Annotated in this window: 21 protein-coding genes and 1 tRNA gene; 11 read left to right on the top strand and 11 right to left on the bottom strand. The window is 44.3% G+C overall.

From position 1 onward, the window contains the following. The first annotated feature begins 8 nt into the window (after window positions 1–8). Entirely contained in the window at window positions 9–92 is an 84-nt protein-coding gene (locus QZ938_RS22705) for a transposase (protein WP_293158237.1), read from the top strand. Here the strand turns inward: QZ938_RS22705 and tcmP are convergent. The 3 genes from tcmP to QZ938_RS22720 all read right to left on the bottom strand — a co-directional run bounded on the left by tcmP (window position 89) and on the right by QZ938_RS22720 (window position 5,492). Continuing rightward, window positions 89–523, bottom strand: a complete 435-nt coding sequence (tcmP, locus tag QZ938_RS22710; RefSeq protein WP_293353534.1) for a three-Cys-motif partner protein TcmP — start codon at window positions 521–523, stop codon at window positions 89–91. The genes QZ938_RS22705 and tcmP overlap by 4 nt on opposite strands. 101 nt (window positions 524–624) lie before the next feature. After that, a complete protein-coding gene (locus tag QZ938_RS22715) occupies window positions 625–4,314 on the bottom strand; it encodes a hydantoinase B/oxoprolinase family protein (protein WP_293353532.1) in 3,690 nt (1,229 codons plus the stop codon). A 317-nt stretch (window positions 4,315–4,631) separates the two neighbouring features. Next, window positions 4,632–5,492, bottom strand: coding sequence for a M20/M25/M40 family metallo-hydrolase (locus tag QZ938_RS22720; protein ID WP_293353530.1), 861 nt, complete (start codon window positions 5,490–5,492; stop codon window positions 4,632–4,634). A gap of 75 nt (window positions 5,493–5,567) precedes the next feature. Here QZ938_RS22720 and QZ938_RS22725 point away from each other — a divergent pair, with 75 nt between their 5' ends. Genes QZ938_RS22725 through QZ938_RS22735 form a run of 3 tightly spaced genes read left to right on the top strand, consistent with a single transcriptional unit; the run spans window position 5,568 to window position 8,103 of the window. Further along, window positions 5,568–6,182 (top strand): hypothetical protein, encoded by a 615-nt coding sequence (locus QZ938_RS22725; protein ID WP_293353528.1) that lies wholly within the window; start codon window positions 5,568–5,570, stop codon window positions 6,180–6,182. Between the two features lie 60 nt (window positions 6,183–6,242). Beyond that, window positions 6,243–7,409 carry an AAA family ATPase gene (locus QZ938_RS22730; RefSeq protein WP_293353526.1) on the top strand — a complete coding sequence of 389 codons (1,167 nt, stop codon included), beginning with the start codon at window positions 6,243–6,245 and terminating at the stop codon, window positions 7,407–7,409. 1 nt (window position 7,410) lies between these two features. Next, on the top strand, window positions 7,411–8,103 hold the full coding sequence (locus tag QZ938_RS22735) for a phage tail protein (RefSeq protein WP_293353524.1): 693 nt from the start codon (window positions 7,411–7,413) through the stop codon (window positions 8,101–8,103). Window positions 8,104–8,223: 120 nt separating this feature from the next. Here QZ938_RS22735 and QZ938_RS22740 read toward each other — a convergent pair whose 3' ends face one another. Further along, window positions 8,224–9,294: a DMT family transporter gene (locus tag QZ938_RS22740; RefSeq protein WP_293353522.1), complete on the bottom strand. Its 1,071-nt coding sequence runs from the start codon at window positions 9,292–9,294 to the stop codon at window positions 8,224–8,226. A 429-nt stretch (window positions 9,295–9,723) separates the two neighbouring features. Here QZ938_RS22740 and sppA point away from each other — a divergent pair, with 429 nt between their 5' ends. The 3 genes from sppA to QZ938_RS22755 all read left to right on the top strand — a co-directional run bounded on the left by sppA (window position 9,724) and on the right by QZ938_RS22755 (window position 11,689). Then, window positions 9,724–10,542: a signal peptide peptidase SppA gene (sppA, locus tag QZ938_RS22745; RefSeq protein WP_293353520.1), complete on the top strand. Its 819-nt coding sequence runs from the start codon at window positions 9,724–9,726 to the stop codon at window positions 10,540–10,542. A gap of 125 nt (window positions 10,543–10,667) precedes the next feature. Further along, window positions 10,668–11,075, top strand: coding sequence for a chorismate mutase (gene aroH / locus QZ938_RS22750; RefSeq protein WP_293353518.1), 408 nt, complete (start codon window positions 10,668–10,670; stop codon window positions 11,073–11,075). A gap of 230 nt (window positions 11,076–11,305) precedes the next feature. Beyond that, on the top strand, window positions 11,306–11,689 hold the full coding sequence (locus QZ938_RS22755; protein ID WP_293353516.1) for a DUF433 domain-containing protein: 384 nt from the start codon (window positions 11,306–11,308) through the stop codon (window positions 11,687–11,689). A 215-nt stretch (window positions 11,690–11,904) separates the two neighbouring features. On the opposite strand, the gene crtR is transcribed toward QZ938_RS22755, so the two are convergent. After that, window positions 11,905–12,795 carry a beta-carotene hydroxylase gene (gene crtR, locus QZ938_RS22760; RefSeq protein WP_293330928.1) on the bottom strand — a complete coding sequence of 297 codons (891 nt, stop codon included), beginning with the start codon at window positions 12,793–12,795 and terminating at the stop codon, window positions 11,905–11,907. A 427-nt stretch (window positions 12,796–13,222) separates the two neighbouring features. On the opposite strand from crtR, the gene pyk reads away from it, so the two are divergent. From pyk to QZ938_RS22775, 3 genes are all read left to right on the top strand, one after another. Then, window positions 13,223–15,010, top strand: a complete 1,788-nt coding sequence (gene pyk / locus QZ938_RS22765; protein WP_293156987.1) for a pyruvate kinase — start codon at window positions 13,223–13,225, stop codon at window positions 15,008–15,010. Between the two features lie 92 nt (window positions 15,011–15,102). Further along, window positions 15,103–15,174 (top strand) — tRNA-Thr (locus QZ938_RS22770). 246 nt (window positions 15,175–15,420) lie between these two features. Then, a complete protein-coding gene (locus tag QZ938_RS22775; protein WP_293353514.1) occupies window positions 15,421–15,561 on the top strand; it encodes a hypothetical protein in 141 nt (46 codons plus the stop codon). A gap of 308 nt (window positions 15,562–15,869) precedes the next feature. On the opposite strand, the gene QZ938_RS22780 is transcribed toward QZ938_RS22775, so the two are convergent. The 5 genes from QZ938_RS22780 to QZ938_RS22800 all read right to left on the bottom strand — a co-directional run bounded on the left by QZ938_RS22780 (window position 15,870) and on the right by QZ938_RS22800 (window position 21,816). Beyond that, a complete protein-coding gene (locus QZ938_RS22780) occupies window positions 15,870–16,928 on the bottom strand; it encodes a TrkA family potassium uptake protein (RefSeq protein ID WP_293330946.1) in 1,059 nt (352 codons plus the stop codon). 93 nt (window positions 16,929–17,021) lie between these two features. After that, window positions 17,022–19,805, bottom strand: a complete 2,784-nt coding sequence (locus QZ938_RS22785) for an AAA-like domain-containing protein (protein ID WP_293330949.1) — start codon at window positions 19,803–19,805, stop codon at window positions 17,022–17,024. A 19-nt stretch (window positions 19,806–19,824) separates the two neighbouring features. Beyond that, complete coding sequence (locus tag QZ938_RS22790) at window positions 19,825–20,355, bottom strand: type IV pilin-like G/H family protein (RefSeq protein ID WP_293149345.1); 531 nt, start codon at window positions 20,353–20,355, stop codon at window positions 19,825–19,827. 219 nt (window positions 20,356–20,574) lie between these two features. After that, on the bottom strand, window positions 20,575–21,135 hold the full coding sequence (locus QZ938_RS22795; RefSeq protein ID WP_293149343.1) for a paraslipin: 561 nt from the start codon (window positions 21,133–21,135) through the stop codon (window positions 20,575–20,577). Window positions 21,136–21,273: 138 nt separating this feature from the next. Further along, complete coding sequence (locus QZ938_RS22800) at window positions 21,274–21,816, bottom strand: NfeD family protein (RefSeq protein WP_293353512.1); 543 nt, start codon at window positions 21,814–21,816, stop codon at window positions 21,274–21,276. Window positions 21,817–21,990: 174 nt separating this feature from the next. Here QZ938_RS22800 and QZ938_RS22805 point away from each other — a divergent pair, with 174 nt between their 5' ends. Continuing rightward, window positions 21,991–23,754 carry an AAA-like domain-containing protein gene (locus QZ938_RS22805; RefSeq protein ID WP_293353510.1) on the top strand — a complete coding sequence of 588 codons (1,764 nt, stop codon included), beginning with the start codon at window positions 21,991–21,993 and terminating at the stop codon, window positions 23,752–23,754. Window positions 23,755–23,968: 214 nt separating this feature from the next. Here QZ938_RS22805 and QZ938_RS22810 read toward each other — a convergent pair whose 3' ends face one another. Next, complete coding sequence (locus QZ938_RS22810; RefSeq protein ID WP_293149337.1) at window positions 23,969–24,529, bottom strand: Uma2 family endonuclease; 561 nt, start codon at window positions 24,527–24,529, stop codon at window positions 23,969–23,971. Window positions 24,530–24,835: the final 306 nt, after the last annotated feature.

Consider the following 24,835-nt stretch of genomic DNA (forward strand, 5'->3'; position numbering starts at 1 on the left):
ACAATCGAATTAAGTTGATTAAGCGACAAGCCTATGGCTTTATGAACTTTGATAACTTTCGAGCAAGGCTATTAGCTTGCTTTTCTGATTAGGTTTGCTTATCACCTTGACTCCAGAAGAGCCGTTGTTCGTTAGCATTTGAATCTGCTTCTACAAATAAACATCTTAAGCTAACTCGTTTCTCTTGACTAAATATTTGTGCACACTTAAGAGCTATTAATGGTGATCCATCAGTATTTGCAAATTTATTGGGATATTTTTTGACCCAAAAATTTGAGCTGTTTACAAAATCTTCAATCCCAATACCTTCGTTGTATCTACCAGTTCCGGCAAAACCATCAACATAATTAATATATTTAGATTGGTAGGATTTATTACCACCTAAATTATAACAGTGTGCTTGTATGTATCTTAGTAGTATCCGATGCTTAGATGCTGACCAATCTCTTTTACGATTAAAGAAGTTTCCTGAATAGTCGCTTTTTTCTGGAAATAGAGCTAGAGATAGTTGATCGCCTTCCATTTTTTACACCAGCGGTATTATAGATTGTGTTTAAATTTATTTGGTAAACCAAGTCTAGCATAAAAAAGAGTTCTGTTAACATTAAAAAATGTAATCCTATTTTAATTTTTCCTGCAACCACCATAACCTCCGCCCCCCGGAGTCTCAATGACAAACACATCCCCCGATCGCATTTCCACACTCGCCGTACTCCCCAATTCCTCCACATTTCCATCAAATCTTTCAACATAATTTCGCCCAACTTTTCCGGCTTCACCTCCTTGCAAACCGCAGGGAGAAACCACCCGCCGCCCCGATAAAATTCCCGCCGTCATCGCTTCCAGAAACCGCATCCGTCGCACCACTCCATTTCCGCCGCGATGATTTCCATTTCCCCCGCTATTAGCCCGGATTGCAAAACTTTCTAACAACACCGGAAACCGCCATTCCAACACTTCAGGATCGGTTAAACGCGAATTAGTCATGTGAGTTTGCACCGCATCTGTGCCGTCGAAATTTGCACCAGCACCCGAACCGCCACAAATTGTTTCATAATATTGATAGCGCCGATCGCCAAATGTGAAATTATTCATGGTGCCCTGAGAAGCTGCGATCGCACCTAGCGCACAATACAAAGCATCCGTAATATTCTGCGACGTTTCCACATTTCCCGCCACAACCGCCGCCGGATAACGCGGATTCAGCATACAGCCAGCGGGATTGATGATTTCGAGAGGCTTCAAACAACCCGCATTCAGAGGGATATCGTCATCTACCAACGTGCGGAAAACATACAACACAGCCGCTTTACACACCGCAGCGGGAGCATTAAAATTGTTGAATTGTTGGGAAGAAGTGCCAGTGAAATCGATTTTCGCACTGCGCGCCGACTTATTAATTGTAATAGCTACCTTAATTTCTCCGCCGCTATCCATCGGATAAGTAAATTCGCCATCACTCAAAACCTCAATTACTCGGCGCACAGATTCTTCAGCATTATCTTGCACAAAACCCATATAAGCTTGCACGGTTTCCAAGCCGTAATGTTCTACCATCTTGACAAGTTCTGCTAAACCGCGATTGTTGGCTGCAATTTGGGCTTGCAAATCTGCGATATTTTGTGCAGCATTGCGAACCGGAAAATCCCCGCTTGTCAGAAGTTGTAGTAATTCTTGTTCTCGAAATTTGCCTTCGCACACTAACTGGAAATTGTCAAATAATACGCCTTCTTCAGTTACAATTATACTGTTGGGAGGCATGGAACCGGGAGTGATGCCGCCGATGTCGGCGTGGTGTCCCCGCGACGCCACATAAAATAAAGGAAGCAAGGAAGACTTATCAAATACTGGAGTAATTACGGTGATATCTGGTAAGTGCGTGCCGCCATTGTAGGGATTGTTAGAAACATAAACATCGCCCGGTTTAATTTCATGAGCTTGTGCTAAGATTAAAGCTGAAACACTTTCGCTCATGGAACCGAGATGCACGGGAATGTGCGGCGCGTTGGCAACTAATTGCCCGTTTCCATCGAAGATTGCACAGGAAAAGTCCAGGCGTTCTTTAATATTAACAGAAGAACTTGTATTTTGTAAGGTCACGCCCATTTGTTCGGCGATCGCGCGAAACAAGTTATTAAAAATTTCTAGCAAAACAGGATCTGATTTAACCGCAGATGGATGGGTGTTAACTGCATTTATCGGCGCGGCGGATCTGCGGTTCAAAATTAAGTCATTGTTTGCTGTAATTTCGCCTTCCCAACCCGGTTCTATGATATTAGTTCCAGTTGCTTCGACAATCATCGCCGGGCCCGTAATGCAATCGCCCGATCGCAAATCGTCTCTCTGATAAACAGGCGTTTCCCGCCATTCACCAGCAACATACATTTGCACCGTGGAAATTGGGGGGACAGGCAAGATGCCCGTGTCACAAGATGGGGAAGTTGTATAATTATCCAGTACATTCATTGTCTCTACAACTTCCACCGAAACCGCTTCTACAATTAGCGATTTTTCCGGCATAATAAAACTGTAGCGCTGTCGGTGTGCTGCTTCAAAATCAGCCTGCATCTCCTCAACACTCCCAGCAAAATTCACCATCAAAACCGAATCGCTGCCCTCATATTTAAGATGCAGCTTCCTAATAATTAAAACCTCTTTCTCTTCCTCTGCGCCCTCTGCGCCTCTGCGGTTCAATTCCCTCTTTCCCTCCGCCTCCAATTGCGCTAAAAGAGCGCGCAAGTCCGCAATTAATTCAGCACTTAATAATTGCTCGATCGCCCTTTCGCGCATAGCCCGCACATCAGCCAAACCCATACCGTAGGCGGATAATACCCCCGCGTAGGGATGAATGAACACCCGTTTCATGCCCAAACAATCGGCGATCGCACAAGCGTGTTGGCCGCCCGCACCACCGAAACAGCACAAGGTATACTCGGAAACGTCGTAACCGCGCTGAAGCGAGATTTTTTTGACCGCATTAGCCATCTTTTCCACCGCGATCGCCAAAAAACCCTCGGCCACCTGTTCCGGTGTCCTCTCGCCCCCAATTTCCCCCGCTAACTGGGCAAATTTTTGCTTAACTACCTCAGGCGCGATCGGCAAATCTCCCGTCAATCCAAACACTTTCGGGAAAAAATCAGGTTGAATTTTGCCCAACATCACATTACAATCAGTCACCGTCAAAGGGCCGCCCTTCCGATAGCAAGCAGGGCCTGGGTTTGCGCCCGCAGACTCCGGCCCGACGCGGTAGCGTGCGCCGTCAAAAAATACGATCGAACCGCCACCGGCTGCTACAGTGTGAATTGCCATCACGGGCGATCGCAATCTTACCCCAGCAATTTCCGTCTCAAATTCGCGTTCGTATTCGCCGTTAAAATGGGCAACATCTGTCGAAGTTCCGCCCATATCAAAGGTGATGATTTTGTCGAAACCAGCCTTTTTACTCGTTTGAACTGCACCGACAATTCCCCCAGCCGGGCCGGATAAAATACTGTTTTTTCCTTGAAATTGGGCGGCATCAACTAAGCCGCCGTTTGACTGCATAAACATTAATTGAGGGAATTGGGCATTGGGAATTGGGCATTGGGAATTGGTAGATTTGTCGGGGTTTAATTCTCTAGTAATTTGGTCAACATATCGTCTGAGAATGGGAGATAAATAAGCATCTACAACCGCAGTATCTCCCCGCGAAACTAATTTCATTAAAGGGCTGACTTCGTGAGATACTGATATTTGAGTAAAACCAATTTCTCTGGCTATTTGAGCAACTTGTTTTTCGTGTTCCGAATAGCGGTAGCCGTGCATAAAGACGATCGCACAACTGCGAATTCCGTCATCGTAGGCTTGCTGCAAAGCCGGGATAAACTCAGGATTGACAGCAATTAACTCTTTACCTCGGGCGCTGTAACGTTCTGCAACCTCAATAACGCGATCGTACAACATCTCGGGCAGCACAATGTGGCGGGCGAAAATATTCGGGCGATTTTGATAGCCAATTCTCAGCGCATCGCCGAAACCTTTAGTAATTAACAGAATAGTGCGATCGCCCTTACGTTCCAGTAAAGCATTTGTCGCCACCGTCGTACCCATTTTAATCGCTGCAATCTGGGCCGCCGGTATCGATTCCCCCGCCCCAATCCCCAAAATATCGCGAATTCCTTGCACTGCTGCGTCAGTGTAGCGATCGGAATTTTCCGACAGCAGCTTGTGAATAACTAGCTTACCGTCAGGCTTTTGGGCTACTATATCGGTAAAAGTACCACCGCGATCGATCCAAAATTGCCACGAAGTGCGATCGGGAAAAACAGTATTCATATCTTTTTCCTAAATCTTGTTATTTGAATAAATTAAAATTATTCAACCAAATCATCTAAAAGTCAATTCATAAAAATCATAACTTCAGACTCATAAAAATTCGATATTTTTCTCTCTCTCCTTCTTCTTTCTTCCTTCGCGCCCTTAGCGTCTTCGCGGTTCGTTGAAAACCAGTTTTTGCACCAATGTCAACCGGCGGGGATTTTGGGTGGGTGGGGGCGGGTTTATTTAACCTGTCTGTATCATTTAATGCTGTTGGTGAACCCGCCCCTACAGCTAATTTAAAATGGTACAAAATATGAGTCAACTGTCAACTACTATAAATATCGAATAGCCTCAATCAAGCCCCCACAAACACCCGTCAAAAAATCCAAATCCAAAGTCTCAATCTTATCACTCGGTTGATGATAGTGCGGATTCCGCATATTAGCCGTATCCGTCACCATAATCGCCGGATAACCATTATCCCAAAAAGGAGCATGATCGCTGCGGCGAGTATCCGGCACAATCAAACCTCGATTCGGCACCGGCAACCACTCGCAATCTTGACCGACTTTGCGGATGTTTCTGCTCAAAGTAATCATATCGCGAACAGTCCGCAAGTTCCCAATTAAAGCAATAAAATTGCCAATATTCGGATAAAAATATTTGAGTCCCGCCGGATAGCTTTGAGAGTTCGGAGTGCGATCGCAATAACCCAACATTTCCAAAGAAATCATCAACCGAATTGACTGTTGCCGTTGCTTGTATTTAGCTGCATGATGCCTGCTTCCCCAACAACCAGATTCTTCCATATCGAACGCAACCAACTGTACTGGATATTTTAGCGGTTGAAGTGCGATCGCCCTTGCGAGTTCCAGCAAAACAGCAACACCCGTAGCATTATCATCAGCCCCATCCGTATCAGGTACAGTATCGTAATGAGCACCTATAATAATCGGCAAATTTTCTTGCTTCCCCCCCTTAGCAAGGGGGGGATTGAGGGGGGGTAAATCCAAGATAAAATTGTAATAAATTCGCCCGCGCACCGCAAAATCGTCGGTTTCTACAGTACCCCACTGTCCCAACTGTTCGCGAATGTATTGCTGAACATAGAAGTACCCTGCGGATGCCAAGTAAGGATTGCGATCGCGTACAATTTGAATTAGGTGGCCGTGCAGGCGTTCTTTTAGATCCATTTCCGATCGGAGATACAAAGACTACATTAAGATTATATTCTCTTTTATTTGGAAAATTTGAGGAAGACAAGCAAAATGCCCTACAGCGATTTCACCTTAGAAAGAGTCACGCGAACCTTTGAGTTGACAACTTCAGCAAGAGTCGATTTATTCGGAGACATACCTGAATTAGAATGCAGCGCCATGTTGACCGAAATTCTCCGCTATAATGTACCTTTGGCCGTTGCTAGCAACAGCGAAAAAGCGCGATCGGAAATGATTATCTCCCCAATTTTAATCGACCTCAGAAGATTGTCAAGAGAACGTATCAACTTGTTTTCTGGAATAGAGTTCGACGTGGATAGCGCCAGAGGATTAAATGGAATTTGCGACTTTATTATTAGCGATTCACCCGAAATATTATTTGTGAGTGCTCCTATAATTACCTTAGTCGAAGCAAAAAAAGAAAATATTACTGCGGGCTTGGGACAATGCGTAGCCGAAATGTTTGCAGCCAGGATATTTAACGAACGTGCAGGCAATGAAGTTTCAACAATTTACGGAGTAGTGACGACTGGGAGTATTTGGAAATTCATGAAGTTAGATGGAAGTATAATTAGTATCGATTTGACTGAATATTACCTCAAAGATGTGAATAAAATTTTGGGGATTTTAGCAATGGGACTGGTTTCGCGATCGATTGACGCTTGAGGGCGATCGGCTGTAAAATTAACTCATATTAAACAAACACAAGTATACACATATAAAATCATGCTCAAAGAAGTTAGGATAGAGAATTACAAATCGATTCACAAGCTGAAACTGGAGTTAGGACGAGTCACTGTATTGATTGGTGAAAACGGCTGCGGTAAGAGTAATATCCTAGAGGCGATCGCCCTGGCTTCTGCGGCAGCTAATGATAAACTGGATAACGAGTTTCTTGCTGCACGGGGGATTCGGGTGACAGAACCTCAATTTATGCGATCGGCTTTTGAAAAAGATAATCTTACTAAAGATATCAGCATTGAATTAAGACAGAATGATCGAGAACAATTTAGTTGTATTTTACAAAATGATAATTCTCCCTATTCTCAGTGGGTTAGTAAAAACTTTTTTGGTGATTCTGAAACTTCGGTAAAGAATGCTGTAATGCTGCTTCTTCAAAAACATGGGGGAATAGACAAATTTACATCTGTCTTAGAAGAAAAAATAGAGTTGTCAGAACAAGAATGGTTAAGTTTCAAAAAAGATGCCGAATCATTCATTCCAATACTTGATTTAAATAAATTTATCATTTACTCTCCCGAAAACCAAGCCTTACGAACTTTTGAAAAAGAAGGACAAATTCAACCGTTAGGAATTAATGGAGAAGGCTTGTTTAAACTTATAAATGTCTTGAATGCAGACAACCCAGATAAACTAAATCAAATTAAAGAAAAGCTGCGATTGATAGATTGGTTTAAAGATTTTGAAATTCCTCAAAATCTATCAGCGATGCAAACTTCTCTCCAAATCACAGATAGGTACTTAGATACAGATTTAAATTACTTTGACCAAAGAAGTTCTAATGAAGGCTTTTTGTTTTTACTTTTTTACTTTACCTTGTTCATCAGCGAACTCACACCTAAATTCTTTGCAATTGATAACATTGACGCTTCTCTTAACCCCAGATTATGCCGCCGATTAATCGAAGAATTAGTCGAACTAGCAAAAAAGAACGATAAACAAGTCATCTTGACAACTCACAACCCAGCAGTTTTGGATGGTTTGGATTTAGATGATGACGAACAGCGGCTGTTTGTGATTTCCCGCAACCAATTAGGTTATACTAAAGCTAGACGTATTCTCAACCCCGAACCTTTGGATGGACAAGAACCTGTTGATTTGTCAGAGGCATTTTTGAGAGGCTATATCGGCGGACTTCCTAAGAATTTTTAATATGATTATTTTTGGATTAATTACAGAGGGACTTACTGACAAAATTGTAATTGAGAAGATTTTAGCTGGATTTTTTAATAGTCCAAATATAGAGGTAGAACCTCTTCAGCCAAAAAGAAATAAAGACAATCAGAATAAGTCCCAATCCGGCGGTTGGACTCTAGTGTTTGATTATTGTCATTCAAAAAAGTTTCAAGAATCATTTCGTTTTTTTGACTATATCATTATTCAAATAGATACTGATGTCTTGGTGGATTCAGAAAATTCTAATTATAATATTCCCAGTCGAGATGACAATGGTGATGAGTTGACTCCTCAGCAGTTGATTGAAAAAGTTATTGAGAAATTCAGAGATGCGATTGGTGAGGATTTTTACAACACGAATCAACAGAAAATCCTGTTTGCAATCTCTGTACATTCTATTGAGTGTTGGTTGCTCCCAATGTATTATACAGATAAGAAGAAAGCAAAAATCAAAAACTGTCTCAAGACGTTAAATGATCGGCTTTCCAAGAAACACAGGTTTACAATTGACAAGAATGCTAAAAATCCTGAATATTATCGAGAGATTGTCAAACAATATGCCAATCATAAATTTTTGATGCAGCATTATCAAGACAATCCCAGTCTAAAAAATTTTATAGAAGAGATTGAGAGTAGAAACATTCAAATTGTTGAAGAGGATGACTGGTAACTATCCAGATTTTCATATCGTATAATAGAAAATGATTTAAAAGTTAACTAATTCTCCCCATAGGAATACTCAATCGTATAAAATACAGGATACGACAGTGCCTTTTCCCTACCCAACTCCCTAAACTTCCGACTCCAATTCTGTAGCCCGAACTTGCACGGGAAATTCAACTTTATTTAAGTCCGACGACTCTAATAACTGCACTTCCTCCTCAGAATTTGCTGCACCATTCCGGCCTTTTCCCAATTTCTGGGCCAAAGTATCCCGCTGATTGATTAAATAAATACTCACCAAAGTCAGCCCGACTCCCATCGATTGCAGCGGATTCAATACTTCGCCCAACAACAAATTCCCGAACAGCAAAGCAAAAATCGGAGTCAGAAACGTTAGAGAACTTAAACTCGTCAAACTGCCACTTGAAGCAAAATAAAAGAACAAACCGTAGGCGATCGCACTTCCGAACACAGTAGAATAACCTAAAGCCATCCAACCCGACAAATCGATATTCACAAACTGCCCCGACTCAGTAGCCGCCGAAATCGCCAACAACGGCAAACCACCTAAAATCATGTGCCAGCCCGTCGCCACCACCGGATCGACATAACGGCAAACCCAGCGCACCAAAACCGTACCCACAGCCATCGACAAAGCCGCCAACAGCATCAACCATTCCCCGCCCTGAAATACACTTTCGATACCCGCAGAAACCTGCACGGTTTCAGGATGAAACAGCCCCAAAATAAAGCCATCCGGCAACCCAATCAAACTGATGCCGATAACGCCAATTACCAATCCCAACCAGCCCCAAAAACCTATTTTTTCTTGAAACAGCCACAAACACAAAATCGCCACGGCTAGCGGTTGAGAATCAATCATCACTGAACCCAAACCCGCACCGGTTCTCGCCAAACCTTCGGCTAAAAAGCCTTGAAACAAAGTGCCGTCAACTAATGCAAACAGCGAAATCCACAGCCAAGCTTTCCAACCCTGCGGCTGCTGTTTTCCCATCAATGCTGCCGCCAGCAACACCAACACGCCCGCAGGTACTAAACGCACGAAGGCCACAAACAGCGGTGTCGTGTGCGGCATCACCCCTTTCATCGCTACCATCGCGGTTCCCCACAGGAAAAACGGCGCAATGAGCAACAGCGGGGCAAAGGGCAGTTTAGAATCGGTAAGTTTTAGCTGCATGGCGGAGGCTCCAAATAATTGATGAGAGTGGCGCTCTCGGGAATGATGTAGATTTGTTAAGCAATTTTTACAATTATATATCGAAGGTGGGTTAAGTGCGATCGCGCGCGCGTTGCCAGAAACCGGGTTTTTCACCCAGATATTTGCCTCAAACCCTGAATCTCTGCAAAAAACCCGGTTTCTTGAGTCTCATCGCGCTGCCAGAAACCGGGTTTTTCACCCAGATATTTGCCTCAAACCCTGAATCTCTGCAAAAAACCCGGTTTCTTGAGTCTCATCGCGCGGCCAGAAACCGGGTTTTTCACCTAGATATTTGCCTCAAACCCTGAATCTCTGCAAAAAACCCGGTTTCTTGAGTCTCTTCCTTCTTCCTTCTTTCTTCAGATAAGGCACACTATAAGTTAGCTACACAAGTTCGTAAAACTGCCCATGATTTGGCCATTCAAGCCCCGCTACCGCAAACAAATCGCCCGTATCGAAGTCACCGGAGGTATTGCCGGAGAAACCCGCAAACGAGTTCTAGAAGCGCTCAAAACCGTTGAAGAGCGCAAATTTCCCGCCTTGCTGCTGCGGATAGACAGCCCCGGCGGCACTGTCGGCGATTCCCAAGAAATTTACAGCGCCCTCAAGCGTTTGGGCGAAAAAATCAAAATAGTCGCTAGTTTTGGCAATATTTCAGCTTCCGGTGGAGTTTACATCGGCATGGGAGCTCAACATATTGTTGCCAATCCCGGTACAATTACCGGCAGCATTGGCGTGATTATCCGGGGTAACAATCTAGAAGGGCTGCTAGAAAAAGTCGGCGTTTCTTTTCAAGTGATTAAATCCGGGCCTTATAAAGATATCTTGGCATTCGATCGACAATTGACCGAGCCCGAACAGCAAATTCTGCAAGACTTGATCGACAGCAGCTACCAGCAATTCGTGGAAACCGTCGCCGAAGCCCGGAAACTCCCCGTTGAAAACGTCAAAAGTTTTGCCGACGGTCGGGTTTTTACCGGCCAGCAAGCCTTAGAATTGGGTTTGGTCGATCGACTCGGAACAGAAGAGGACGCTCGCCGCTGGACTGCCGAACTCGCAGGCCTCGATCCCGAAAAAACCGAATGCTGCACTCTAGAAAAACAAAAACCTTTCCTAAATCGCGTCTTGGGGAGTAGTCTGGATACATCCGGGCTTTCGGCTTACAAGAATTTGCTGGAATTCGAGCTGTCTACTAGCGGTTTACCGTTGTGGCTGTATCGCCCGTGATTAAATAGTCAGTTGGCAGTTGGCAGTAGTCACTTGGCAGTGGTAATTAGTAATTGGTAATTGCAACTAACAACTAACAACTGACAACTAGCAACTGACAACTAGCAACTGACAACTGATAAAAAATGGAGAATATTTGCGTGGATTGGCAAGTGCGGGCGATTCGCGGGGCAACAACTGCCAGCGATAATTCGGTAGAAGCAATTCGAGAAGCGGTGAGAGAACTGTTAGATGAATTAGAAACAAGAAATAATTTAGATCCGGAATTAATAATTAGTGTTACGTTTTCTGTTACCCGCGATTTGGATGCTGTCTTTCCGGCTGCGATCGCCCGCGAACGCTCCCGGTGGTGTAATGTACCTTTGTTGGACGTGCAGCAAATGCACGTGAAGGGTGCTTTAGAACGCTGCATCCGCTTTTTAATTCACGTCAATTGGCCCGCACACCGCGAAATTTATCATCCTTATTTGCGTGGAGCTCAAAATTTGCGGCCCGATTGGAATTTAGCCGTTGCGGTTGCTGCGGAAAAATAATAAAATCACTTTTTGATTCATTCAAGAGTAAACCCACCATGGCTGGTGGGTTTATTTTTAACTGAGTTATATCAAATCCGTTAACATCGTCCTGTATATATCTCTCTCTTCCCTTTCTCTGTGTTCTCTGTGTTCTCTGCGGTTAAATCATTCCGATCCAACCGGAAACGATATTAGAAGAGGCAAATCTTTTGTGCCCTCCTTAGTAGAGGAGTAGAGGAGAATGTTTTATGAACAGAACAAATCTATTATCTCGGATTTCGACCGATCCGAATATATGTTTTGGCAAGCCCAGTATACGGGGACATCGCATCAGGGTTTCCCTGATTTTAGATTGCCTAGCTAGCGGAGCAACTATCGAATCAATTATTCAGCAGTATCCAAGTATAGAGCGAGATGATATTCTGGCTTGTATTGCCTACGGTGCTGAGGTAATCGATCAAAATAGCGAACATCAACATTTAGCAAGTCTCAAGCCAGATCGAGTGATTTATGCCGACTTTTCAGAAATGGCAAATGATACAGAATATCAAGCAGAAGCTTTGGCAATTTGTCAAGAATTTGAGGCGGTTGAGAGTAATTTGGGTCATGGCAGTTGCGATCGGCTGATTTGAAATAGGCTTCTCCAGCCGATATAGCGGTTATCAGAAAGATTCGCGGACGTTGTTGGGATGCGAGCCCTCTGAGTTTACTGGTTTTGCAAACTGTCTGTTATACCTCATCTTTTTGAGAAAGGCTATATATTTATTTTAGCTTACCTTTTCTGGTGGGGATTGGCTTAGATAAAAAACATAAAAAAACCGGCTTCTCGAAGAAACCGGATTTTTTGTCAATCAGTGGCTTTCTTGTGATGCAGCCTAATCCCTAAAAAGATGTCATATATAAAACTCCAAAAGTCCTTTTTACCTTCCAATATTCCCAGACTTTGAGGAGAACCCTTTTCATCTAACAGCGGCTTCACAGCTTCGTAGGCTGGCTTGTAATTGTACCAAGGAATTGAAGGCCACAAGTGATGGATCAAATGATAGTTCTGTCCCAAAATTAAAATATTCAGAATTGGACTAGGATATACTCTGGCATTTTTCCAGCGATCGCGCTCGTGAAACGGACGGTGCGGCAAATAATCAAAAAATAACCCCAAGGCTAATCCCACTACCAAAGCAGGAGAAAACCAAAAGTTCAGCACATAACCTAAATGGTCGTATTGAATTGAGAGATAAACCACTCCGATCACAAACAAACGGCTGAAAAACCATTCCCAAAGTTCGTATTTCCGCCACAGTTTGCGCTTAAAGAAGAAAATCTCGTGGTAAAAAAACCTCGCAGCAATTAACCACAGAGGCCCACCAGTAGAAACGTAATGGTCTGGATCGTTATCTGGGTCATTAACGTGGGCGTGATGCTGCATATGTACCCGCGTAAATACCGGGAAAGCAAAGCCCAACATCAGCGCGCTACCGTGTCCCAAAATAGCGTTAATTGTACGATCGCGGTGCGCCGCATAGTGAGACGCATCGTGAATCACGGTTCCAGCCATGTGCAACGCCAGCACGTTCAGGGAAAAACAACACCAATCCGGCCAGTCTCCGTACCAGTAACCCACAAAGGAAATCGCGATCGTCGCTAATGCACTCAAAAACAACAGCAGCGTCGGATTGAAGTCACCCGGAGGACTCAGAAACTCTTTCGGCACTGTCAGCGGCCGTCCTGCCTCCGACATCTTTGTTAACACTCCTTAATATTTCACACTTGCGTAGTATAAGATACAAGTCTGCCAATAGTAAAGTTTCGTGAAAAAACAGAGTCCGATCGCCCGACACTAGCCTCTGCACAACAAGCCAAGTATTGCTGCTGTGAAACGATCCCAATCCTCGATTAGCCGCATAGCAAAGCAGCCCAATTCTAATAAATGGGTATATCTGTATTTATGTCAACCCTGGGAGCGGAAATAATTTCACAAAAGCCGATCGCCAAGAAAAGATTACCGATCGGTAAAAAGTCAGATATTCTATATATTGGTCAATGCCTGCTGTTTTGACGACTATCAAAATTTTTAAGACTTGAGACTAGCGTCATTGCTTGTACTGAAAGATGAAAAGTTAGCCGAAATTTAAAGAAGAAATCCTCCAGCCACCCCATCTCAATTCATGCAACTGCCAAAAGCCCTACGCCGAACCAAAATTGTAGCCACCATTGGCCCAGCAACATCCGACCCAGAAGTGCTCCGCAACCTCATAGAAGCTGGTGCCACAACTTTGCGGCTCAACTTTTCCCACGGAACAGAAGATGACCACCAGCGCAGCATTCGCTTAATCAGACAAACGTCCTTTGAACTCAACCAGCCGGTCGCCATCCTCCAAGACCTTCAAGGCCCAAAAATTCGTTTGGGGCGCTTTGAAACAGGCTCTATAGTTGTCAAAAACGGCGATCCATTCATTTTAACCAGCCGCCCGGTACCTGGAACCGAGCTGATTTCCTCCGTCACCTACGAACCCCTAGCAGACGAAGTTCCAGAGGGCGCAGTGATTCTACTAGACGACGGGAAAGTCGAAATGCGCGTCGAAAAAGTAGACCGCAATTCCCGCGAATTGTACTGTCGCGTCGTTGTCGGCGGCCCGCTTTCCAACAACAAAGGCGTGAATTTTCCGGGCGTATACCTGTCAATTAAAGCGCTCACGGATAAAGACCGCAAAGATTTAATGTTCGGCCTCGACCAAGGTGTCGATTGGGTAGCCCTCAGCTTCGTGCGGAATCCCCAGGATATGCTGGAAATTAAAGAACTGATTGCCAGTGCGGGCAAGCAAGTACCGGTAATTGCTAAGATCGAAAAGCACGAGGCGATCGAACAAATGGAACAAATTCTCGCCCTTTGCAACGGCGTGATGGTCGCCCGGGGCGATTTGGGCGTGGAACTGCCCGCCGAAGACGTGCCGATTTTGCAAAAGCGCTTGATTGCGACTTCCAACCGCATGGGGATTCCGGTGATTACCGCTACCCAGATGCTCGACAGCATGGTCAGCAATCCCCGTCCTACCCGCGCCGAGATTTCCGACGTAGCCAACGCCATTCTCGACGGAACCGATGCGGTAATGCTTTCCAATGAAACCGCTGTCGGCAAATTTGCCGTCGAAGCGGTGGCGACGATGGCGAGAATTGCCGTCCGCATCGAGAGGGAAGGAATTAGGGGCAATATTAGAAATGTAGAAGATGTTGGTCGATCGATCACCAACGGCATCAGCCAAGCAGTCAGCCAAATCTCCGAACAGTTAAACGCAGCGGCCATCATGACGCTGACCAAAACCGGCGCTACAGCCCGCAACGTCTCGAAGTTCCGACCCAAAACACCGATTTTGGCCGTTACTCCCCACGTAGACGTAGCCCGACAACTGCAATTAGTCTGGGGAGTCAAACCATTACTGGTGCTGGATTTACCCTCAACAGGCCAGACATTTCAATCTGCCATTAATGTCGCCCAAGAAAAAGAGTTCCTGTGCGACGGAGATTTAGTAGTGATGACTGCCGGTACTCAGCAAGGGGTTGCCGGCTCGACGGATTTGATCAAAATTGAGGTAGTCACAGCCGTTTTAGGTAAAGGTACCGGTGTCGGTTTGGGATCTGTGAGCGGCATGGCCAGAGTTGCTCGTACTGCTGCGGATGTAGCCAATTTCCACGCAGGAGACATTTTAGTAGTAGAACGCACCAGCGCCGAGTTTGTGGAGATGATTCGCAAAGCAGCCGGTGTGGTAACGGAGGAGGAAAGTTTGACTTCTCACGCGGCGATTATCGGTTTGCGTTTGGGCGTGCCGGTGATGGTGGGTGTGGAGAATGCCATGCGGGTAATTCGGGACGGTACGATGCTGACGCTGGATATGCAGCGGGGATTGGTTTATTCCGGTGCCCGAGGTGGCTCAACAGACGGAGAACTTGCCGTTTAAGAAGTTCTGAGTTTTGGGTTGTGGAGTTTTTCAGGAAATTCTACAGCTCATTGCTTTTTTGTTGAATTTGTGCTATAATTCATAATCGTCTTGCCGATGTAGCTCAGTGGTAGAGTAATCGATTCGTAATCGATCGGTCGCGGGTTCAAATCCCGCCATCGGCTTTGGGTTTCAGAATTTTTGCGAAACTAAAGCAATAAATTTAACCATTAATTAGGTTTGTAGTAAGGACTTTAGTCCTGATTAATTCCTTGTGTAATTGATTGACTAAACCAATTTTGGCGACCAAAGTTATTAAAAACACGGAAATTTGCCCCAATAAAATACGATCGCCCATAATATCAATTGCGGTTGTATGGGAATGATTTACCGCAGAGAACGCAGAGGACACAGAGTCCGAGAAGAGAGAGATGAATAATTCTGATGGTAATGGAATTGATATGACTCAATCAAGTATTAATCGCGATCGCACTTGGCATGACTGTAGTTTTGATAAAACTTTACAGAAACTCGACAAAAATGTCTTTCAACAGTTGACAGTTGACAGTTGACAGTTGAGAGCGACCTCTACCTATAAGTCCGAGGATTAAAACAGTGAATAATTTTGTTTTATTTCCCCCTCGAAGGAGGAGGCTTTAAACCCATTCTTCTTGGTAAAAATACCGTAGAATCAAACTGAAAATGGCAGCCAGTAATGTCTGTAAAAATACCGTTGTTAGTTGTCATCAGGAAGAAGAATCGCTTCGGCTTCGCTGAGGATAAAAATAAGCAAGAAGCAAGAAGCAAAAAAGAAAGGACTAAAGTCCTCACTACAAACCTCATGAACCGTTTGTAGTGAGGACTTTAGTCCTTCTTCAATTTAATTCGGAGGGCGGGGGATGCGAAAACTTAGGGGACTGAGGATTTGATTCAGGGCGCGCAATTGTTCGGCGGTGCCCAAACAAATTAGCATATCTCCTCCTTCGATCGCAGTTTCTCCAGTTGGCCCGACAATCAAAGTCCCAACCGCCCGTCGAATTGCTAACACTAACGCCCCGGATTGCGATCGCAATTTGGCATTTCTCAAAGTTTCTCCGACGTAGACACAACTATTGGGATCTACCAGAAATTCTTCCATATAAAAAGAACTATCAGTGCCCGTCAATACGCCGTCTAAAAAATCCATCACCTGAGGGCGCAAAGCAGCCGCTGCCATCCGTTTGCCGCCAGTAATGTAGGGGGATACGACGGCATCGGCGCCGCCCCGCTGTAACTTCTTTACGGCTTCTTCTGTGGTGGCGCGGGCGATCGCCCGTACCTTCGGATTCAGAGTTTTCGCTGACAGCACAGTGTACAAATTCTCAGCATCCGACGGCAAAGCTGCTACTATGCAAATTGCGCGATCGATCCCCACATTCAACAAAATTTCATCAAGTGTTGCGTCTCCCTGCACCGCTGTGTACCCCAGCCCCAAAGCTGCCTGAACCGACTGTAGCGCCGAATCTACCACCACAAAAGGAATATTTTCTGCCTGAAATTCCAAGGCAATTTGTCGCCCCGTGCGCCCAAAACCGCAGAGAATGTAATGTTCGATCAAAGAATCCACCAAACGCCGCTGTTGCCTAATTCTTGCTCCTTCTTGAAAATATCCTTGAATCAGCGCTTCTGTAAAGCGGTTGACAATAAAACCAATACCAATTACGCCCATCAAAATCAGGCACATGGTAAACATTCGCCCGCGTCTTCCGAGGGGATGAATTTCGCCGTAGCCCACAGTTGCTAACGTAAATACTGTCATGTAAGCGGCATCGAGCAGAGTCCATTTTTCGATCTGCCAATACCAGAGAGTACCCGTGCAGAAAATGCCGCCAAGGGCGATGACACCGCCCGTTAACTGTGTTTGCAAGCGCTGGTACTTTTGCTCTAGACTTGAATACACCGATCGCCCTGACCTATTATTTATTAGCTGCTACTTAATTTAAGCATATCAAGACTTACACAAAAATCCGATTCATAAGAGTAAATCTAAAATCTAAAATCTACTGTCTGAGCGACTTTCAATCCCGTCGCAGAGGTGGCGATTGCTGGAATTGGCGATCGCATTTGTCTGAAAATAATTGCGGGCGACATTGCAGCCCCGCACCAACAAATCATCAATATTCAGATTCCACAGTATCACCGTACCATCAGCACTCGCACTAGCGATCGCCTTACCATCAGGACTAAAAATCGCACTCCAAACAGCAGCCGTATTACCTGTTAAAGTGTGTAGGGGCAGTGCCCCCGTGCCTGCCCTGCCATCAATTTTCCAGAGTCTCAACATTTTATCTTTGCTTGCAGATAGTAACATTTGACCGTCGGGACTAAAAGTGACATTTGTGACTTGACTGGGATGTTTTAAGATACTCAGGAGTTTACCATCTTTGCTCCAGATTGTCGCATTTGAACCAGTACCTGCGATTGCGAGCATTGTGCCATCAAAACTAAAACTTGTACTCATAATTGTATCCTTCTCTACCTTTAAATTTGCCAGTAAATTACCTGCAATGCTAACTTCCTTAGCCTGCTGCGAAGACAAGTTTGCCAAAATATTTGTCAAATCCGCAAGTTTAACTGTTCCATCAGAACAAACTGAAGCAAGTATTTTTCCGTCACGGCTGCAACTAACGTTTGTTACAAAACATTTATCTTGGATCGGCCTCACTATTTTGCGATCGTTCAAGTTTTGCAGGAGCGCATTTCCCTCATTAATTACTAAGGCAATTATTCTGTCGTTTTGGGTAAAGCTAACACCAGTCACTTTGCCGCTATCTACTTTAAAAGTTTGAATCAACTTGCCGTCCACTTGCCAAAGTTTAACTGTATTATCCTCGCCAACTGATGCCAGCCTCTGACTGTCTGGACTAAAAGTCACATTGATAATTCGATCGGTGTGACCATTCAAAACAGCTTTTAACTTCCCGTTTCTGTGCCAAATTTTAAGAGTGCGATCGTCGCTAACTGTTAACAGCATTTGACTGTCTGGGCTAAAAGTAATCGAGATTAATTTAGTAGTTGAACCGGGAAAAATTAGGCGTTTATTAAAACTGTAAACTGCTTGCTCCAGAGCCGTTAAAACCCGGACTTGGATATCTGATGCAACTCCCAGCGAGCGCTGCATTTCTCTGACTGCTTTAATGCTTTCGATTAAAGCTTCCGATTTCTTGCCCGCTGCAAATAGAGTTTCGGAAAACAAACTGAGAGTCAGGATTTTGTTATTTCTTTCCTCAATTGACGGTTTGATCCAAAAAGCAGCAATTAAGATAGAAATCATGAATATTGAACTTACCGTAAAAATTTGTACTTTCAGTCGTTCTTCACGCCAGAGTTTAATTTGAGTAAGTTTTCTAAGTTTTTGCTCGGCGGATAGTTTTTCTAATAACTGATTTTCCCGGCGCAATAGCTCTATTTCTGCTTGAGTTTGCTGTTCGCGATCGCGCAATTGGGCAAATTCCGCCTCTTGGCTAGCAGCTAAAAATTGATAATCTTGGCTACTCAAACTTTTACCAGCAGCCCATTCTCGCGCATCTTGCAATGCTTGACCGCGCAATAATCGAGATTCATCTTGACAATCTGAGGCAATCCATGCTGTTAGTGATTCGGCGTATGGCCGCAAATCTCCTAGTGCTTTTTCTACCCAATTTTGGTTGAATATCGATGCATAAATGCGGTTGTTTACCGTTAATTTTCCGCCTCGTTTGACTACTAATCCGCTGAGTCGCAATTCAGTTTGTTCGGGAGAGTCATCAGCGCTGATTCCCCCTGCAAGGGCGGGCACGGGGGCACCGCCCCTACAGTCGGGGGGTTCTGAGAGTGCCAATATTTTTTGATATAATCCTAATAACCTACTAGCGCGGTGCTGATTGCTGAGAAGGCGATCGCGAATTGTCTTCAAATGCACTGGCTCATCAGCAGCTTCCCAATTATCAATAATCTGAGATTGTACTATTTCCCCAATCAACAATCGGTTCGTAGTGAGGACTTTAGTCCTTCTTGCTAATTCCTGCCCTTGAACTATCAGCTTACACAGTTTTTGAGTCAGAAACGGCTGTCCTCCAGTCCACTCCAAAATCTCTTGTAAAACTTCTTGATAATTGTCAAATTTACCCTCAAACCCCTTGACTAAAGACCCAGATTCGTGTAATTTAAAACCCTGAAGTTCAATAGCTCGACCAATATTAAACGGTGTGCGAGTGGCATCGCTAATTAAATCAGACGGCGTAGCAACTCCCAGCAAAGCAAATGTCAACCGCTGGTATTCTGACTTGTGAGCGCGTTTGTTGTAGCAAGAACGAATCAAGGCAAAAAAATCATCCAGCGATTCTTTGAAACTGAGAACGCTATCAATTTCATCAATAAAAATGACAATATTTTGAGTGATTTTAACCAGCAGCAACTCCTCAATTAACTCTCCTAAACGCTGCACGGGCGGCATCAACTCTCTCTCCCGCCACCAAGCCATAAACTCGGCTGCATCAAACAGGTTGAAACTGCACAAAAGCTTGTAAGCGACGCCCCCGTACCACTTATCGAGGGAGACTTGCTGGCTGCCAATGTCCGAAAGGTCGATCGTAGCACAAGCAATGCGATCGGCCGAGAGCTTTTGTACGGTACGCACCAGCAAACTAGATTTACCCATTTGTCGGGAATTGAGCACGTAACAAAACTCTCCCGCTTTCAGGGCTTGATAAAGTTCCGAGTCAGCTTGTCGCACTACATAAGTAGGCGCATCTTGCGGGAGACTGCCGCCGATTTGGTATTGGTAATCGACTGTCATAAGCTTGCCTTTAGTTAAATTATTTTGTCACTTCTGTTGTGCCTTCACCGCAAGCAATTTTACCATTTTCATAGGTGGGTTCCGCTGGTTTAAATGTACTGCGATTATCAGCTTTGCACAATATGGATATTGTTTTGATTTCATCTTTAGCAGCATTGGGAACAACTTCTTTAGCAGGCACTACAAAGACACCGCCGACAGAACTTTTAAGTTCTGGCTGCTTGGATACTCCATAACTAAATGCTGCTTTCTTAGTGGCGCGAACTGAATATTTGTAATTTGTTGTCTCGGTTTTAATGCCAATTGCTAAAGCATCAACAGAAGGGCTAAAAACACTTTTTTCTGCATAATAAGACTGCTGGTTTTTGTTCATTATGCTGACAATTCTTTTCGCTTCCGATTGCTTGTTTTTAGTAGTAACACCCAGAAAAATTGGCAAAATAATCATGTTAGCCACTCCAACACAGATTATAAGGAATAAGAATCTGCATAAGAATCTGCAACCGCCATAAGCTCCCTTATCAACAATAGATTCTTGATTCTTAGTCATGGTTTTGTCTCCTTAAATGGTAAATACAAGGCGAATTAATACCAATTTTAAACGAAATAACAGTATTCTTGTCCCCCCCCTTGGCAAAGGGGGGCTAGGGGGGGGGCTTCGAGTGTTGCACGATTTTAGAAAAATGGTATAAATTCAGCGAGGCAGAGCCAAAGCATCTGCGTTACCAGGCAGAGCATGGTAACGAGGAAAAGAAGGTAATACTAATCCCTAAGCTCGCAGCTTTTGTGCTTCTTTTCTATCTAGGGATGTTGGCTGAATCACTTTAGTACCGATCGCAAAATCGCGCAATTCCACCCTCGTAAACTTCACACCCCAAGGATCGGTGGTTGTATCCAACTCCTCCACTAAAGCATTATTGAGTAAATTGCGAGCCGTGTAAAGTTCCTCTACAGTTAATTTAGCAATGTGAGTCCGAATCGAAAGAATCAGCATATTGAACATGGCTTCCTTGAGATTCTGCACCTTGTAGGAAGCTTTTTCTAAGTCAATTACTCGCCAGTAGACAATAAATTCAACGGTGACGGAAACGCGATCGCCAGTTGTGCATTGTTGCGGTGGCAGTCTTAAAATTTGCTCGCGCAGAGTTTGTTTGTAGGCGACTGTTTCGACAAACGGAATCAGAAATGTCAAACCCGGTTCGAGTTTTTTGCGATCGTACTTTCCGAAAATCTCAACTAAGGCTTCATCTCCTTGACGCACAATTTTAACGCTGCTGGCTAAGGATACACCTGCGATCGCAAAAAACACGGTCAAAAAATACTGATACATCGTGAATCTCCTAAACAGTTGACAGTTGACAGTTGACAGTTGACAGTTAATAGTGATTTCTTAGTCCGCGAAGGCGGACTTTGTTCGTGTAGAAGCGATTTCAATCGCCGTCTAATAAAAGAAGTAACAACCCAAGATTTAGCTATTGACGTGAATTAATTGGTCAGGTACAACAATCAACGTGTTTCCTTCGCGGCGCAAAACGTAAACTTTTTGTTTGGGCGCGATTCCTTGGGAATCTTCATTGCGCGCTTTCCAAGAAGCACCTTCATAAATCACCATTCCGGTTTCTCCCGGGAAAATTTCGGAGATAGTTGTCGCTTCGGTTGCTTCGGGAATCACAAACTTTTTGCGAACAATGAAAATCGGTCGAATCCATATACTCAAGGCGAGAGAGATTCCCATCCAGTAGAATATCTGCCAGTCAAAATCTTCATACATTACATTCGCCCAACTAAACTGAAATGTTACGGATCCTCTCCACAAAACAAAAGATGAAATTAAAGCAGCAACCCCCATCATCAGCACGTAAAATCTGTATCTTTGGGGCTGAGTTTTTTGGATGAATAAATCGATCGCACTCAGCACAATTCCGACTGTCAACCAAAACATCGGCGGTGTGAATGCAAAAGGCGATCGATTAGTGGCTGATGCCAGCGACCAAATTAGGATAGAATACACAATACTTTTACCTCCTTTTGATGCGATCCAACCTTGTTATTTCTCATCTAATCAGGTGCCTATTTGAGTTCGCGAGTGAGTTATTTGAAAATTCATCGACTTTTCATCGACTTTTTATCGACTTTGGGACGGTTAGCATTTATGATGGTTTCAGTGTCTCGATTGTGATAAACAATGCCGCGATCGCTCAGGCTGCGTCTCCAGTCCATTCCCGCAGTTAAATCCTGCCTCCTCCGCAACGGCTTTCCCAGTCAGAAAATTTTGGCTGAGGATTTAGGGATAGCCCAATCTACTGTCAGTCACTTCCTGAATGGCAAACCTGTGGATTATGCCAATTTCATCGAAATTTGTCGCGGATTGGGGCAGGAATGGCGCGATATAGCCGATTTTGAGCTGGAATCGCCGCCCGATCGCGTTTTGTCAAAATCTGCAAAAATTGCGATCGCCCAATCCACTCCAAACAACACCCTGGTTCAGCAATTGCACCAAGCTTTCACTGCGGCCAGCCACGAAGTATTTTTAGTTAACAAAAACAGCAGCAAAGATAACTCATATTTAAAGCTTTGCGATTATTTACTATTGCTGATTTCCCCCGAATCGGCTGCTAGCGAAATGATATTGGAACAAGTGCAACTAGCCCAAGAATTGCACAATTTAACTCCTCATAAACCAGCGATTTTACCGATTTGCATTGAATTAAATTCACCATTTTCTTTCGATTTACTGCACTATTTAGCAGGGATTCAGCTCTGGCATTGGCGATGTGTCGGCGACTCATCAAATTTAATTTCAGAAATTTTGATGGTAATTAAAGAAGGCCGCACATCCTTAAATCCCGATCGTGAATTAGCGGTAAATTTTAGCCAGATCGCTAACACAAAACAGTCAATAATTCAACCGTTGCCAGCAGCAGCGCCCGAATTGCCGGGAGGACAAGTAGATTTAGCTTCTCGGTTTTATATCGATCGCCCTCCTATCGAATCTCGGTGTTATGAAACCATTGGCCAGCCGGGAGCGCTGATCCGCATTAAAGCTCCCAGACAGATGGGCAAAACTTCTTTAATGGCGAGGATTTTGCATCATGCAGAAGAGCAAGGTTCTCGCACGGTGGCGCTGAGTTTTCAGCTAGCAAATAGGAGAGTTTTCGCTAATTCAGATACATTTTTGCAGTGGTTTTGTGCTAGCGTCGGTCAAGAGTTGGGAATGCTGGAACAGTTGCCGAAGTGCTGGGAATTAGCAGACTTAATTGGTAGCAATCAGTGCTGTAAAGCTTACTTTGAACAGTATTTGCTGTCGGAATCGTCACCGCCTTTGACTTTGGGTTTGGATGAGTGCGATCGCCTGTTTGAATCGCCGGAAATTGCCGATGATTTTTTTGGATTGTTGCGCGCTTTGCACGAAGAAGCGAAACGCCGTGATATCTGGAAAAAGTTTCGCTTGATTGTGGTGCATTCTACGGAAGTATATATCCCGCTAGACGTGAATAAATCGCCGTTTAATGTAGGATTGCCGATCGAAATTCCGGAGTTTAATTTACAGCAAGTGCAAGATTTGGCAAGGCGCCACGGATTGAATTGGAGTGAGGCGGAAGTTGCAAAATTGATGGGGTTAGTGGGCGGAAATCCTTATTTAGTGCGGCTGGGAATGTATCATATTTCCCGTCAAGATGTGACTTTAGATCGGTTAGTGCAAGAATCGGCAACTGAAGCCGGAATTTACAGCGATCATTTGCGGCGGCATTTGTGGAATTTAGAGAAATATGCGGAATTGATGGAGGCGATGAGAGAGGTGGCGAGTGTTTCCCAGCCTGTGCGATTGAAGTCTGAATTAGGGTTTAAGTTAAATAGTATGGGGTTGGTGAAGTTGGAGGGAAATAATTGTACTCCCAGATGCCGCTTGTATGGGGAATATTTTCGCGATCGGCTAAATGGCAAATAATCCCGATCGTTGGTGTCAACTTAACGTCAAACCCAGTCATAGACTGTTGTTTGACTATTAAATCTAGATCCCCCCTAGCCCCCCTTAAGAAGGGGGGGACTGGAAGCGCTCTTTAAGTCCCCCTTCTTAAGGGGGATTTAGGGGGATCTAGACTTAGGTAAAAGCGAGAGATACCAGGAGTTTCAAGCTTAAGTTGACACCTATGAATCCTGATTTATCCCAATACAAAATCAACGCTAACTTGCAATTCTGGAAATGTCAGTGGCGAAACTTCCTCGCCTCGCCAAAATCTTAACGTTAAACTATAACCGTTAGCAGTTGGCTGACGGTAAACTTCTAAACAGTTTTCTGGTAAATTGACAATCCATACTTCTTGAATTCCCGATCGAGCATAAATAGGAATTTTCACATCTTTGTCATAGTCTATTGAACTGTCAGCTACTTCTATTAGTAATAAAACTTCCGATGGTGTGGGATGTGCAGTTGAATAGTAATCAGCACGAGGTGTTAGCAATATCACATCCGGTTGCGGCTCGGTTCGTTCGCTTAACTGCACGGGATTTTGTACGTCAAAAATAGCGAGGTTTTCGGGAATTTGACTGCATAGTCTGGCTAAGCGTCTCACAGAAGAAGCGTGACGAGTTCCAATTGCTGCCATTTGTACAAGTTCTCCTTCTATGAGTTCTATGCGATCGTCCTTTGAAAGAATACCAGCTTTACCCATCAGATGATATTCTTCGACTGTGAACAGTTTTTTGAGCAATTGCACTGCCATAACTCACCGTGCCTCTAATCATCTTTTAAATTATAGTCTGTTTTAGTATTGAATGCCAGTTCGTTTAAGACATAATGAAAACAGGACTGGAACAACGGGCATCGGTAAAATTCAATTGTAGGGTGCGTCAGATGAGTTTCTTAAACGATTGTTCAGCGTTTCGGGAAAGTAGAGCACCTTACCAGTTGTGACAATTGCGTAACTCCCAAAAAAGTCGATGAGAAGTCGATGAGAACTCACTCATGTTCTCAAATAGTCATCTGATTTAATGGAAATACGGTAGAAAGTGCGATCCCCCAGGTTGGC

The organism is Microcoleus sp. CAWBG27 (genome assembly GCF_020883145.1).
Lineage (GTDB): Bacteria > Cyanobacteriota > Cyanobacteriia > Cyanobacteriales > Microcoleaceae > Microcoleus.

Bases quoted from the DNA above. Each gene is read 5' to 3' on its own strand.
- tcmP (WP_293353534.1), bottom strand. From the start codon at position 523: ATGGAAGGCGATCAACTATCTCTAGCTCTATTTCCAGAAAAAAGCGAC.
- QZ938_RS22715 (WP_293353532.1), bottom strand. From the start codon at position 4,314: ATGAATACTGTTTTTCCCGATCGCACTTCGTGGCAATTTTGGATCGAT.
- QZ938_RS22720 (WP_293353530.1), bottom strand. From the start codon at position 5,492: ATGGATCTAAAAGAACGCCTGCACGGCCACCTAATTCAAATTGTACGC.
- QZ938_RS22725 (WP_293353528.1), top strand. From the start codon at position 5,568: ATGCCCTACAGCGATTTCACCTTAGAAAGAGTCACGCGAACCTTTGAG.
- QZ938_RS22730 (WP_293353526.1), top strand. From the start codon at position 6,243: ATGCTCAAAGAAGTTAGGATAGAGAATTACAAATCGATTCACAAGCTG.
- QZ938_RS22735 (WP_293353524.1), top strand. From the start codon at position 7,411: ATGATTATTTTTGGATTAATTACAGAGGGACTTACTGACAAAATTGTA.
- QZ938_RS22740 (WP_293353522.1), bottom strand. From the start codon at position 9,294: ATGCAGCTAAAACTTACCGATTCTAAACTGCCCTTTGCCCCGCTGTTG.
- sppA (WP_293353520.1), top strand. From the start codon at position 9,724: ATGATTTGGCCATTCAAGCCCCGCTACCGCAAACAAATCGCCCGTATC.
- aroH (WP_293353518.1), top strand. From the start codon at position 10,668: ATGGAGAATATTTGCGTGGATTGGCAAGTGCGGGCGATTCGCGGGGCA.
- QZ938_RS22755 (WP_293353516.1), top strand. From the start codon at position 11,306: ATGAACAGAACAAATCTATTATCTCGGATTTCGACCGATCCGAATATA.
- crtR (WP_293330928.1), bottom strand. From the start codon at position 12,795: ATGTCGGAGGCAGGACGGCCGCTGACAGTGCCGAAAGAGTTTCTGAGT.
- pyk (WP_293156987.1), top strand. From the start codon at position 13,223: ATGCAACTGCCAAAAGCCCTACGCCGAACCAAAATTGTAGCCACCATT.
- QZ938_RS22775 (WP_293353514.1), top strand. From the start codon at position 15,421: ATGAATAATTCTGATGGTAATGGAATTGATATGACTCAATCAAGTATT.
- QZ938_RS22785 (WP_293330949.1), bottom strand. From the start codon at position 19,805: ATGACAGTCGATTACCAATACCAAATCGGCGGCAGTCTCCCGCAAGAT.
- QZ938_RS22790 (WP_293149345.1), bottom strand. From the start codon at position 20,355: ATGACTAAGAATCAAGAATCTATTGTTGATAAGGGAGCTTATGGCGGT.
- QZ938_RS22795 (WP_293149343.1), bottom strand. From the start codon at position 21,135: ATGTATCAGTATTTTTTGACCGTGTTTTTTGCGATCGCAGGTGTATCC.
- QZ938_RS22805 (WP_293353510.1), top strand. From the start codon at position 21,991: ATGCCGCGATCGCTCAGGCTGCGTCTCCAGTCCATTCCCGCAGTTAAA.
- QZ938_RS22810 (WP_293149337.1), bottom strand. From the start codon at position 24,529: ATGGCAGTGCAATTGCTCAAAAAACTGTTCACAGTCGAAGAATATCAT.